Origin of the sequence: Nostoc sp. (genome assembly GCF_036917155.1) — a bacterium.
Classification (GTDB): domain Bacteria; phylum Cyanobacteriota; class Cyanobacteriia; order Cyanobacteriales; family Nostocaceae; genus Nostoc.
On the sequence record NZ_JBALDZ010000031.1, the window covers coordinates 104,555 to 117,726 of the forward strand.

Below are 13,172 nucleotides of genomic sequence, written 5' to 3' on the forward strand. Positions count from 1 at the left end.
AATACGTAAAAAAGGGTAAGTAGTTTTAATAGTTTTATCAGTAAGTGGAAAAAAGCATTTTTCAAAAGTGGAGTAGAAGGTTTAAAAGTTGCCCATCAAGGAAGTGTTGGGCTATTAATGACTTCTGAATTCTACTTTAATCGTTAATTGTTCCATCAGGCATGACTGCACCACGCAAATCTGCACCCGTCAAATTTGTACTACTCATTTCTGCTCTGATTAGATTTGCCTTACTTAAATTAGCGCCAGTCAAGTTTGTCCTAGCAAGATAGGCATCAACTAAGTCTGCTTCAGTGAGGTTAGCCCCACGCAGGTTAGCCCGACTTAAATCAACTCTATTTAACCTTGCAAAACTCAGGTTTACCCCACTCATCTGGCATCTAGTCAGTTTAGCATCTGCCATAATTGCACCATACAAGTTAACACCTGTAAGTTCGGCATCAATAAGATTTGACCGTTCCAGCCTAGCGTTCATCAGGTTAGCACCTTTTAAATTAGCACCCCCGACGTTAGTATCTGCCAGAGACGCATTATACAAAATCGCTTCACTCAGGTTAGCGTCACTCAAATCGGCATAACGTAGCGTTGCCTCACTCAAGTTAGCACCACTCAAATCAACTTTAGATAAATCTACACCAGTTAAATCAGCGCCTCGCAGGTCAGCTTTATGCAGGTTAGCACCCCGTAAACTAGCAGAATACATTCTCTTTTCTTCTCGCAGGTTAGCACCACGCAAGCAGGCACCAGTTAGATTTGCACCACTCAAATCTGCACCACGCAAATCGGCATCCATCAAGTTAGTATCTAGCATATACGCCAAAGTTAAATTGGCATTACGCAAATCAGCACCCTGCAAAGTTGCACCATGTAAATTAGCATCATGTAAGTTTGCACTGATTAAACTTGCCTGATTTAAGTTCGCGCCACTTAGCTTTGTACAAACTAGATTTGCCTTATTCAATATTCCTCGATTTAGATAGCTAAAAATTAGAATAGCATTACCCAAATCTGCTTTATTCAAAGCTATACCAATCAAGTCTGCACCAAACAAATTTACCCCATTTAAGTTTGCCTCGATAAATTTTGTTTCTCCATTTTCATATCGCTGAAGAAGTTCATTGGCATCCATATTTTTCCTATCTCAATTACCATAATCTTGGCAAATTTTTCCAGGCTCAAGAATATTCAAAGGTTACGATTATTCTTTGGTAGGAGGTACTATAAATTGACAGGTATTATTATCATCCGTGAGTGCATTTTTTTGATGAGGATTAACTAATGTTCTCGTTTCTAGAGATGAATTGCTGTTAAACGGTTCATATCCGTTAGTGCTGGGTGATATATTGCCATATAAACCTCGCATAGATTGGATGATTGCACTAGCTGCTTGAATATTTTCATCCGGCTTACCTAAAGATATAACAGCACTATTTAGTTTAAATTCAAGCTCTCTGATAGTTGGACAAGTATCAAATAATCTCAGTAATAAATCATCAAGTTGTTCAGCCTTCAGTTTTAACCAGTCTTCTTCATTGAAAGTAAACTTTTTGTAAAGTGCAGAAAATAGAACTACTTTAGCCCTCAGTGGGTTGGTATACTTCATAATATTTTGCCGTAAATCAAATTGATTGTATTGATGTTTGGTTTGATTGTTTGGAGATTTATCTATATAATTTGATGATATTTGCCCAGAATTATAAAATATCTGTTCCTCTTGACGAGGCTGATTTAATAATATTCCTGTTGCTTCTTCTTGATGAGGTTGATTTGATAATATTCCTGTTGCTTCTTCAGGTGTTATATATAGCTTCTGCATTTCATGAGAAATAACACTGGCGAGTAGGGCGTATTCGGCTTGTTTGTTAAGGGTTTTTACAACTTTAGATAAACTATAATTTAAGTTATTTATAGTTGGATTTAATCTGTATAATTCTTGAATTAATTCTTGTAATTTAAACCTATCTAGCGTCTCTTCATCATTCTCCCAAATATTTTTACAAGCTGAGTATATTAATTTTTTAATCCGTTTTGAGTTCTCATGCTGTTCTAAATGTTTAGTTACTGAATCGAGGCTAGATATAGTTCTCATCGGCAAATCTCCGGCACAGGTATTAAATAGCAATAAACAGGACTTACGCACTGAAAATTTTAAACCTAGATTCCCCCTAACTTAAAAAAGGGGAACCCTAAGAGCCAACTTTTTAAGCCCGGATTTCTCACCACATCTCTCAAAACCTTGTGCAGGGGAGCAGAGGAGCAGGGGAGAGATTTGTACAACAAGTTCTTTCCCGTCTGCCCCTCTGCCCCTCTGCATTTCAAGCTTGTGAGAAATGCGGGTTAAGGGAGTTGGTGGATCTCTAGTGCGTAAGTCCGAACAAGTGATAAGATTACCCCTTTCAAGGTAACTCGTAAAATCTCTTTTTCTCTGAGCTATCTCTGTGTCGGAAGTGGTTTATAAGTTATTTATTTAACCACAGAGGCACAGCGAAAAGTCTGAGGGCAAGAAACCTCTGTTGACGCAGCCAGCCTCAGACATCAGTCTTTCCAAGACAGAGAACACATAGAAAAGAGTTTTAAAGAGGAATTCATTTTCGAGAATTTATACTCGACATTGAAAGGGCTGGTCTTATGTTATACCCTTTTTATCTAGCTTGTGTAGTTATGTCAAGCAACTTTGCCCACAGTTAGCGTTGCTGATTGGGGTTGGCACAGCAGCCAAATCCTGATTAAATTATTTAAACCTTACCGCTTCCTATCAAATACAACAGCGCCATCCGAACGGCGACACCGCTGGTAACTTGCGATTGAATGAGGCTAAATTCTGGGTCATCCATTAAATCAGAACTAATTTCGACACCACGGTTGACTGGGCCTGGATGCAAAACTTTGACGTTAGGTTTACAGAGTTGCAGCTTTGCACGTGTAATACCAAATAACTGATGATATTCTCGCAAACTTGGTAGTAAATGAGCCGTCATACGTTCTTTTTGTAGGCGCAAAGTCATGACAAAATCGGCATTCTGTAAAGCTGGTTCTAACTGCCAGTGAATAAAAAGTTGTTGATTTGGGGAGTGGGGAGTGGGGAGTGGGGAGTGGGATGAGGGGGATGAGGGATATGGGGGGGATGGGGGGGATGAGGGGGAGGGGAGAATTGATTTGTCTTCTTCTGCTTCTTCTAAAATATAATCAGCAAATAATTTGGGTAAGAGGGTGGGTGGTGCTGCGAGATGCACTTCGGCACCACTGGCAATTAAACTCCAGATATTCGATCGCGCCACACGAGAATGGAGAATATCCCCAATAATGGCAATCTTTTTCCCTTTTAAAAGTTCCAGTCGTGGATGATCTGGGTCAATGAGAGTAGTTATGGTAAATAAATCTAGCAGTGCTTGGGAAGGATGCTCATGTTGACCATCACCAGCATTGAGGATGCTAACTTTTACACCTAGACGATCCATTTCAGCCGCGATCGCATTTGGTACTCCTGCCTCTCGATGGCGGACTACCATAATATCAGTTCCCATAGCCAAATAGGTTTTCGCCGTGTCGAGAATTGTTTCTCCCTTAGTCATAGAAGATGTGGCGGCGGCGAAGTTTAGCGTATCTGCGCTTAAGCGTTTGGCAGCAAGTTCAAAACTACTGCGAGTCCGGGTAGATGATTCAAAAAATAAATTCGCTACTACCTGTCCTTGCAAGGTTGGTACTTTCTTCGTCCGCCGTGATAGCACCTCTTGAAAACTGGCAGCAGTTTGCAAAACTGTATCGTATTCAGTGGTGGTGAAGTCAGCTAGGGAAAGAATGTGATGACGATTCCAGGTGTTAGTAGGCATAAATAACAATCAGTTTCCTGCATAGAGATACAAGCGGTCGCGTCTCTATAGCTTTTTGATTTACAGATCCAGAGGAAATGATATCACCTGTCTTACTATCAAATTATACCAAGTTGCCAAAGATAGTATTGTTACATTCTGTAATATAGCGGTTCCCACTCAAATGCGGTACAAAATTATATTGCAAGGTGTAGGGGCAATTCATGTAGACGCGAACGCAAGTGCGTCTACATGAATTGCGGCTTGCCGCAGGGTATTGCCCCTACGGGTGTACATCACGTGAACGAGAACCGCTATATTTTTACCTGAAAAATTTTTCCGAGTTTAAGGTGTTCCTGGAAGAATGGGTTCACCTGCAACATCATCTAAGTGGATGCTGCCTAACAAATTTCGCCACTCTGCTTGCAGTGCCGCATCTTGAGGATTTTTTTGACGCATTTTTGCCAACGTCGTCAGTGCCTCGTACCATATTCCTTTTTGGGCATAGATTGCATAGCGCTTTCGAGGTTCTGTGGTTTCTAGTTCTTTGACTGTTGCTGCACTCAGGTTAACTCGTTTTATTACCCCTTCAACGTAAGTCGGGGGCGAATTCTTTTCTTTGTCACAGTTAATGGTGAAAAACCAGCGGTATTGTTTGTCTACTGCTAAAGCCGGAGTATTCGTAGGCAAAGAAACGCGGATGACTCCTGGTTTATCTGGTAGAGCGATGGCTGTTCGGTAAATCTCCTTAGAGTCCTTAGATTCAGGATCTTCTTGCAGTACAAATTCAACTGCATAAGGCAAATCTTTGGTATATGGCACATAGAAAAACCAACTTGGGTGTTCTACCGTTGTTTGTCCCCAGACATTAATCACTGAGTTAGCTTCCTTAGTAAAAGGTACTAAAGCAGTCAGGTCAAGTTTAGTAAGTGGACATCCATCCGGCCCGCGTTTCGCTCCACCACGAACCCGACCGCCAGGCGCAGGTCCAGGTGGAATTGGAGGTTGATTCAAAGTTATGGCTTGAGCAAGGGTTGTTTTAACATCAGAGCGATTAGGGATTGGTTTCGCCAGTACTGGAGTCAGGCTAACTAATAAACTTGTACAGCTAAAAGCTACTACTAAAAACAGTTTTATCAGTTGTGAATTTGAATTCATAAAAACCTACCTTATGCGATTTTAGATTTTAGATTTTAGATTTTAAATTGGGCATTAGTTACTCTCCCTCATCTCCCTCATCTCCCTCATTCCCCACTCCCCTGCCGGTCTGTTTTTGAATTATAAATTGACATCAAGCCCCCCATAGCTACCAGCGATAAAGCTGATGGAACAAACGGCACCCAAGTACCTGAAATTAATAGACTGAAGCAAACCACATACAAAATGCTAGAAGTAACACCAATTGCCAACGCCAACCAGGGTAACGAAAACCTGCGCCAAGCCAGGACTGCCCCTACCAAAGACCAGCCCCAAATCCAGGCCACCTCAACCCAGAATGACCAAGCCCGCAATAACGGCCGCCCATCCTGGACTGCACTGAGGATCTGGCTGACCATGTGAGCTTGTACTAACACTCCTGGCATTTGCTCATCTAAAGGAACGCCATAGGGTGTTGGCCAGGTATCTGGAGAATCCCCCTTTGCCACCACACCAATGAGAACAATCCGGTCTTTAATGGCGCTGGGGTTAATTGGACTAGATAAAAATTGCGTTAGCTTCACCTGTTCGGCTATCTCTTTTGATGAACGATAGTTGAGTAAGATTTGACCACCATTAGCATCAATATTTTGATAGCCGCCGGTACGAGGCTTCAGATTCGGAAAAATAGTTTTATCCAGCTGCAAATTCCCTTCTGGGGTGAACTTTGTTTGAATTCCTAAAGGGCGCAGATAGAGGGAGGCTAGTTGTAAACTGAAGGCATAAGGAGCAGAACACAAGGATGTTGTCTCCTGATTCATAAACAGAAGTTGCCGACGAATCACGCCATCGTGATCGTGAATAAAGTCACTGAATCCCAAATTTCCTGGGGGGATTTCTGGGGGTGGCTTAATGCCTTTGATATTTCCTGTGCTATCACTCCCCTTGCATACACCAATCAAGTTTTGAGTTTGTTGGAGACGAGTAATTAAATCTGGTTCTTTGGCAGAAAAATCACGGTAGATATCTAAGCCGATCGCACGGGGTTGGTATTGATTCAGTTTTGCCAGGAGTTTATTGAGAGATTTTTCGGAAATAGAAGCTCCGATCAAGGTTTCGTTATTTTGTCTTTGAATTGCCAGATCGTCATCGTCAATTGTGATTATCAACAGTCGGGAATCAAGCTCTTCCGCAGGGCGCGATCGCGTCATTAAGTCAAAGGTTTGAATCTCTAGATTTTCCAAAAATCCCAGCCATCTCATCCCACAAACCAAGACTGTAATTGCCAAACTGGGTAACAAAATTGTCCGAAATCTGCGTTTGGTAGGCAAAGGTAAATTCGGTTTATCTTCTTCAGTTTTTACAGACCTTAATTCATCCCAAGTAGGTGGCATCTGGGCTGGATTTTGGCAAATCACTGGTAGCCAAGTCGCACAAGGAAATCGATCCTCAAGTCCTTGCAAGCGTTCTCGTGCTTGGCGTACCGCTTGATATAAAGACTCGCCACCAGCAAAGCCTTCGAGAAAATACTTTAAAAATTCCTTGGCAACCTGGTCTGGTACAGGTTCGCGCATGACGATTATTTGAGGAATTTGCAAATCAGCCAATTCTCGCGCCAAACCCAATCCATCACAGGAATTGAATATCGCTAATTGCAAGCCGTTTTCAATGGCTTTCTTGAGAGCATACTTTAACTCGCCAATGGTCAGACTATCAGTTTTATTCAGGTAAATTCGTCCGCTTTCTCCATTTTTGTTACTAGAACTGTGTCCGGCAAAGAAGAGAATATCCCAGTTTTTTCCCCAGAGATGGTCAGTCAATTCCTTACGCTGTGGTTCTACCAGAAAACTGACCTCTGCATTACTACACTGTTGCAATAAAGCTTGATCGGCTTGGGTGTCAATTCCCTTACTGTTGCCCACAATTGCCAAAATGTTGACTGATTGATTGGGAGTGCGTGGCTTGTGAATGCGATCGTAAGATGGCGAAGAAAGGGCAATTTCAGCCTTGGGGTAACGTTCTAACAAGTCCCACAGATGCCAGGGTAATAGCTGTAATTGGCTATTTTCGGTTTGCAAAATTACCCGTACTTCGTCCGTAGACGACAATCTTTCTAACCATTTTTCTCTCAAAGGGCGAAACTCTTCTGCTCGCAGCCAGGTATTAAAGCGTGCCCGCAAAATATGAGAAGTGTTTTCGCAGTCTTGAATCATTGATACATTAGTTACCTGCATTTTGTCAGCATGGAGGCGATAACGATTGCCTATTTGCCGATAACTAGACTGCCAATGACTATAATAGAGTGGCATTTCAGGAAATGAAGGTAACTTCCCTGTAATTTCTGTTGCAGCACGCTCGTGTTCTTCACCAATTTGGAGAGTGACAGCAAATCCCTGCTCAAAACTACCCTCTCCGAATTTCATCACTACTAACTTACCCATGACCGTCGTTATCTCCCTATGCAAGATCACGCCCTGTTCTAATGTCTCATAACAAGCTCCATAAGCATCTACAGACTTTTTTCAAAATCCCCAAAAGCCAGCTTGAATTTTTAATTTTTAATTAACCAATTACCACTTAAGAAATTACCGACAAAGAGGGAAGATAGCTACACAATTCAAATTCGGAAATGTTCGGTAATGCTAGTATTATCCAAGGCTACCCTAACGCTAAATCGCTCTGTGGGTTCACCACGGAACTGCAACTGAATGTAATTGTCCGATCTTCTAGATTGAGCATCTAGAAATACTGCTCCCGAACTATCTAGAACAGTGAGATGAACTCCTAGTGGCAAATAGATTTGATTGCCAGTGGCGTGCAATTGGAGATGAATACTAGTTTGTTGATCTTTTTCGGAGCTAATTTCCACAATTAACATGACTGGTTGGTTAAGAATTTGGATACCCAAATCAATCAGTTTTGCCCGTTTTGTAGTTGATTCTGGTCGATTAAGGGTCTCTAGTTCCAAAGTTTCAATACTGCGAAAGGCATAAGTTGGTCTCAGTTCTGGCATGTTCCACAGGGATTCAATAGTTTGCCAGCCGGTCTCAAATACACCAGCAAACCACTGACTCAAATTCACTAGTGAATTAACTGGAGATTGACGCAGTTGCCATAGATGATCGATAAACGCTTCCAATGGTTGCAGTTGCACTAAAAGCAGTGTTTCAGTTGCGACACTAGGGATAAAACCAAGTAGCCTCCCTTCTTGGAGCGATTCATCGAATTGAACTACTAAATAACCTACTCGTTCTTCCCAAGTTTCTGGAGGAATAGAACATATTTGCTGATGTAGATGGACAGGGCGACACTCCAGCCGACCAATTGAGGGTACATCTAAGTCAGCTACATTCCCGCAAAAGCGCATGATGGGATTCCAACTGTCACTAGCTTGGAGGTTAGCGGGAATATCCATCATCTGCAAGTAGTCATTTACCACCCATACAGCTAGAGTATTCAACCGGACTTGCTCTGCTTTTTCAGGGTTTGGCTGCTGGTTAGCAAATTGCTGGGCAGTTATGCGAGCTCTTTGGGAAATCGGCAATGTTAAAGCGAAATCGTCTAGCTGATAGGTGGAGTTATTCATAAGTCAATCTTGAGTGATCAATGCTGCTATGTTACATATCAGCTGCATTCACTAAATTTATGCCACAAAATTGAATATTGGGGACTGGGGACTCCAGTCCCCAGTCCCCAATCCCCAGTCCCCAAATTACAACCAATTCCCAATCAATATATAGGCAGACCAAAAGCTTGGCGCTCTGTAGTTGGGATGTTTCAACAGTTGTAGCTGGGCACGGTGGACTGCTTCGGCTTTGGTGATTTTGCCACTCTTGAGTTCTCGATAGAAGGCACTCACAAACATCGCTGTTGATTCATCATCAATTTGCCATAGGGAAGCTATGGTACTGCGTGCCCCAGCTCGTACAGCTGCTCCTGCTAAACCAAGTGCTGCACGACTGTCTCCTGCTGCTGTCTGGCAAGCACTCAAAACTAATAGTTCTACTATGGTTTTACCCTGACTGCGGAAGAGAGTATCAAAATCTTTGACGTTGATTTGACCATCGAAATCTAAAATAAAAGTGTCTTCAAGGCGGGAACTAAACTGACCGTGGGTTGCCAAATGCACTATGTTGAATGAAGCAGCACCAATTTCAGTTTCTAAATTCTTTTTCTTAAATTTTCCATCCATGAGGCTGGTTGTCAAAACTCCGGCTTTAGTAATGCCGTCAAATTCAGATTTTATCGCAAGTAATGGTGCAAATTTAGGAAATCCTGGCGGTGGCTGAGTCAGTCCTGCTGTTAGCGCTCTGAGTTGCTGTTTTACTAGCGGTTTCGGATCGAGGAGTTGCAAACCCACGCTTAGAGCGATCGCATATTTCTCTACTAAGTATTGTTGACCATCGTAGAGTGCTGCCATTGGTAAGTTGCGTAATGGGCCATCTAGGACGAATACTAGGGTATCGACGCCACTTTTTTGCAGTTGTGACTCAATGGGTTTCAGCAGCCAGTTGTAAACTTCTTGCGATTGGGTTTGGACGATTTTAGTAGCAGTGGGATTGACAAGATTTCTTCGCAGTTCTACTAAGAGTTTCTCTACTTCTGCTTGGGAAATCTTGGTGCTGTGGCTTTGCAGAGATTGTTTGGGAATTTTGACAATTACCTGGAGTTCGTCACGAAGAATAATTGGATAAAGGATGGCAGCCTTGGAATTATTTTGGTCTACCAGTTTATCTAGGGCTACTTTTTGTCCTTGCAGACAAGCTTCTTGGAAGAAGTCGTCTAATTCTGCTAGTTGGAGTGCTTCAATGCGCTCGCGTGCTTTATCTAATATTTTTTCATTTGGTTTTCCCTGTTGGGATTGTAGCAGTAACTCTACTGACTGGCGGTAGACGGGTTCTACACTGTCCCGGAAGTGAAATTGCACATCCTGGTTCACGACATCTTTATTCACTACTAAATCTCTGCGGAGAGACTGGAGAGTGTCTACAGCCGCATCATAAGCGGCGATCGCACCATTAATATCTTTGGTTGCCCACAGCAATCTACCTAACTGCCACTCCAAGCTATAGGTAATTTCTGGTGCATTGCTACTCTGCGCTAAAGCTAATCCTTGCCGGGTCAGGTCTTGCGCCTCTGACCACTGCCTAGTTTCTTCGTACAAGCCGCCTAAACTCTTCAAAGCATAAGCCTCTGCCCGCTTGTCCCCTAAACTGCGGGATTGCTGGATGGCACTGGCGAGTAACTTTGCTGAGTCTTTGGTGCTGAGTCCTGAGTAATAATTATTTCTGGATACTTGCAATACGCCACTCTTGACTTTTGCTAAACTTTGTGAAAAGTTAACATGAGCGTAAATACTCGCACGGCTGAGGGGAAGTTGGTCGAGTTGGGACTCAATCAACGGCAAGAGACTTTGAACCTTTGCCCATTGTTGGTCTTCAATTAGTAGTCCCAGTTGATTTAATTGCGCTTGAATTTTTGTCAGGGGTGAGGGAGATGCTGCAACTGTTTGTTGATAATAGGCGATCGCTTGTTGTTTTTCCTGTTGTTTACGAGCATTATTTCCCAAGCTGAACAGACTAGCCCCAATATCAGTGCTGGATTGCAGATTTTGAGCAATTCTCAAACTTTCTTCTAGTGCTTGGCGTGACTTTTTCAAATCACCCAATACCAAAAGGGCATCACCGAGCGATCGCAAACTCACTGTTTTTTCTATAGAATCTGGTTGAGATTTTAATGTTTGACTAACCCGATCGAGTGTTTTGACAGCGCGGGGGTAAAATCCTTGACTGCGCCACGCCTGTGCTTGATTGATTAGCGATCGCACCACACCACTTTGATTCTCTACTTGCTTGTAAATTTCTTCCGTCTGCTGCCAAGTTGCTAAAGCTGCCTCGGACTGTCCCATTGCCAGTTGTAGACGGCCCTGAATATCTAATGATTGGGCAAATATTTGCAGATTTTGGTTTTTATTCTGTCCTTTCAGCAAATCTAAGCTCTCTGTAATTGCCTGCTGCGCTTGACTCCATGCACCGAGTTGCTGATAAGCTAAGGAAAGATTACTCAGTGTCGCTGCTAGTTTGAGATTATCCCCTTGCTGTTTATATGCTTGGACAGCTTCTTGCAATACTTCTACAGCTTTAGCAAAGTTACCAGCACTGTATAAAATTTTGCCCTGTTGTAATAAGGAAGCGGGATCGGTGGTGACAGCTAGCGATATCAGCCTGTTAATTGACAGTTGCGATGATGAATTGATTGAACTAGGAACTTTTGCTAGCACCGGTGAACCGATAATGCATAGTAAAGCGATCAGGAAGTAGAAAGGCAAAGATAAAAAGTGAGCCAGTGCAGTTTTTTTGGTTTCCAAAATGAGTGATTGGCCAACTCTGAAGGGGTAAAAAATCCTGCAACATAGGGAAAATACGCGACGCCCCAGCCCCTTTTGCCTTTTAGCTTTTACAGAATTAGCGCCAAAAATCCTAGTTGTTTTAGCCATAACCACGACAAGAGGTAGATGTTGAAATACTCACCGTCCTAAAGGAGCGGTGATTCTTGACGCTTCAATGGATTCTGCTACCAAGATAGTCTTACAATTCCTCTGCGTCCGTTTAGAGTCGTGGCGATTCCCCATCCCGACTTGTTCTATATTTTTAGCGGCATTCTCGTCTCGGTCGTTTTCAGTATTGCAACTTAAGCAAAGTATTGAACGAATAGACAGATCAAGCTTGCCCCATTTGTATCCACAATCAGAACAAATTTGGCTAGTAGGTTCCCAACAACTAATTACTTGAAAGCTTCTGCCATATTTTTCAGACTTCGCCTCGCAAAATGTTCTAAATTCACGCCATCCTTGTAAACTAATTGCCTTTGCAAGCTTGCGGTTTTTAACCAGACGTGATACGTTTAAATCTTCCAATACGATAGTTTCGTTTTCAGTAACGACTTTGGTAGATAGCTTGTGCAAGAAGTCTTTACGAGTATCAGAAATTTGGTTGTGCAGTTTAGCAATTCTTACGCGAGTTACATTTCTTCGTCTTGAATCTTTAGATTGTCGTGCTAACTTTTTTTGAAGTTTGCGAACTTTGCGGTCAAGTTTTGAATAGTCAGGACAAACAAATTTTTCACCATTGCTCATTACTGCAAATACCTTGCTTTCACGACTTATGCGTTCTAGAAAAACTTCTTTTGAGGCGCTACTAACGACCCTCTGTCTATGGAGCCTGCACTTCGCCTGTGGCACGTTTATCAAACGCCAGTCTAAGCTGGAAGGGTTATCCTCTGACGGCACGGTTGTTAACCGTTACTAATGCTGATAAGTCTAACATATTTTCTCCAATACCTACTCAAAATTGACTAGTTATGAAGAGAGATGTGTAGGAATTATGTTACAATTTCCAGCCCTCCAATTCTGCGAATTTACGCAAACGCGGTAGACATTGGCGTTGATAAAAACTGCTTAATGTTGGAATTGACAGCCCAAATTCTTCAGATAATTCTCTCCAGCTAACTTCCGGGGGTAAGCGTTTGAGAATTAACACCTGACAATTCACATCTGGACGCCCTTTAATGTAAATACCGCGCAGTTCTCCATTAGAATCTGTCTGCGCCCACATCTCCAAATCTTCCAGAATTGGAGGTGCTTGGGGACTAGCCGGGAGGTTATCTATAGGATCAATGGCTTCACTTATTCCACCTGATGTAGACTGACGAATTCTCTGAGGGACTGTTGTGGCCTGTTCCCGATTCTGGTTAAGGTAAAAGTCTTGTAGTCTCCTTCTTAGGTAGGCATTCAGCCAAGTGATGACACTGCCATAATTGGGATCGTAGATTTGACCTGTCAAACCTTCACAAACATTGCGACAGAAATATAACCAAGTTTGTTGTAGTGCATCTTGATAGTAGGGAGTAGTTTCTCTCCAGAGTCTACTTGCTGTCAAGCGAATAACTTGCGTGAGCAACTTCTGACGCTGAGGGCTTCCAGGTTTGTGTCCACAGGCTTCTGTAACTAAGCGGCGTAGCTGTTCATCGAATAGAACCATGACAATCTTGGCGAAGAAAGCAAGAATATCTTAGTATTGCGTATAACAACGCGCTAAAGAATTACCTTTCGTCAAGATGGGATATCTTTTTCAAAGGGAGTATCGCATCTTGTCTCCTAGCTGAACTGGAATGAAGAAGAATTCAGGAGTCAGAATGGGCTACGCCCCGCTGCGCTAACAGGAGTCA

Annotated in this window: 9 protein-coding genes; all 9 read right to left on the reverse strand. The window is 42.6% G+C overall.

Annotation, left to right across the window (positions count from 1 at the left end; genetic code table 11):
• Positions 1 to 136: 136 nt before the first annotated feature.
• The 9 genes from V7K67_RS05550 to V7K67_RS05590 all read right to left on the reverse strand — a co-directional run bounded on the left by V7K67_RS05550 (position 137) and on the right by V7K67_RS05590 (position 12,985).
• Positions 137 to 1,129 carry a pentapeptide repeat-containing protein gene (locus V7K67_RS05550; protein WP_334705602.1) on the reverse strand — a complete coding sequence of 331 codons (993 nt, stop codon included), beginning with the start codon at positions 1,127 to 1,129 and terminating at the stop codon, positions 137 to 139.
• A 69-nt stretch (positions 1,130 to 1,198) separates the two neighbouring features.
• Positions 1,199 to 2,089, reverse strand: coding sequence for a hypothetical protein (locus V7K67_RS05555; protein ID WP_334732626.1), 891 nt, complete (start codon positions 2,087 to 2,089; stop codon positions 1,199 to 1,201).
• A 646-nt stretch (positions 2,090 to 2,735) separates the two neighbouring features.
• On the reverse strand, positions 2,736 to 3,830 hold the full coding sequence (locus V7K67_RS05560) for an aspartate carbamoyltransferase catalytic subunit (RefSeq protein ID WP_335165544.1): 1,095 nt from the start codon (positions 3,828 to 3,830) through the stop codon (positions 2,736 to 2,738).
• Between the two features lie 324 nt (positions 3,831 to 4,154).
• A complete protein-coding gene (locus tag V7K67_RS05565) occupies positions 4,155 to 4,967 on the reverse strand; it encodes a DUF928 domain-containing protein (protein WP_334732624.1) in 813 nt (270 codons plus the stop codon).
• A gap of 86 nt (positions 4,968 to 5,053) precedes the next feature.
• Entirely contained in the window at positions 5,054 to 7,387 is a 2,334-nt protein-coding gene (locus tag V7K67_RS05570) for a CHASE2 domain-containing protein (protein ID WP_334732623.1), read from the reverse strand.
• A gap of 176 nt (positions 7,388 to 7,563) precedes the next feature.
• The gene (locus V7K67_RS05575) at positions 7,564 to 8,532 is read right to left on the reverse strand and encodes a DUF1822 family protein (RefSeq protein ID WP_335165546.1); all 969 of its coding nucleotides are present in this window, start codon (positions 8,530 to 8,532) and stop codon (positions 7,564 to 7,566) included.
• 126 nt (positions 8,533 to 8,658) lie between these two features.
• Positions 8,659 to 11,313: a CHAT domain-containing protein gene (locus V7K67_RS05580; RefSeq protein WP_442943762.1), complete on the reverse strand. Its 2,655-nt coding sequence runs from the start codon at positions 11,311 to 11,313 to the stop codon at positions 8,659 to 8,661.
• A gap of 159 nt (positions 11,314 to 11,472) precedes the next feature.
• Positions 11,473 to 12,234 carry a transposase gene (locus V7K67_RS05585; RefSeq protein ID WP_335165551.1) on the reverse strand — a complete coding sequence of 254 codons (762 nt, stop codon included), beginning with the start codon at positions 12,232 to 12,234 and terminating at the stop codon, positions 11,473 to 11,475.
• 97 nt (positions 12,235 to 12,331) lie between these two features.
• Positions 12,332 to 12,985 carry a sigma-70 family RNA polymerase sigma factor gene (locus tag V7K67_RS05590; protein ID WP_334732620.1) on the reverse strand — a complete coding sequence of 218 codons (654 nt, stop codon included), beginning with the start codon at positions 12,983 to 12,985 and terminating at the stop codon, positions 12,332 to 12,334.
• Positions 12,986 to 13,172: the final 187 nt, after the last annotated feature.

Excerpts from the sequence above, each read along its gene's own strand:
- V7K67_RS05560 (WP_335165544.1), bottom strand. The coding sequence starts at position 3,830 with ATGCCTACTAACACCTGGAATCGTCATCACATTCTTTCCCTAGCTGAC.
- V7K67_RS05565 (WP_334732624.1), bottom strand. The coding sequence starts at position 4,967 with ATGAATTCAAATTCACAACTGATAAAACTGTTTTTAGTAGTAGCTTTT.
- V7K67_RS05590 (WP_334732620.1), bottom strand. The coding sequence starts at position 12,985 with ATGGTTCTATTCGATGAACAGCTACGCCGCTTAGTTACAGAAGCCTGT.
- V7K67_RS05575 (WP_335165546.1), bottom strand. The coding sequence starts at position 8,532 with ATGAATAACTCCACCTATCAGCTAGACGATTTCGCTTTAACATTGCCG.
- V7K67_RS05550 (WP_334705602.1), bottom strand. The coding sequence starts at position 1,129 with ATGGATGCCAATGAACTTCTTCAGCGATATGAAAATGGAGAAACAAAA.
- V7K67_RS05555 (WP_334732626.1), bottom strand. The coding sequence starts at position 2,089 with ATGAGAACTATATCTAGCCTCGATTCAGTAACTAAACATTTAGAACAG.
- V7K67_RS05570 (WP_334732623.1), bottom strand. The coding sequence starts at position 7,387 with ATGGGTAAGTTAGTAGTGATGAAATTCGGAGAGGGTAGTTTTGAGCAG.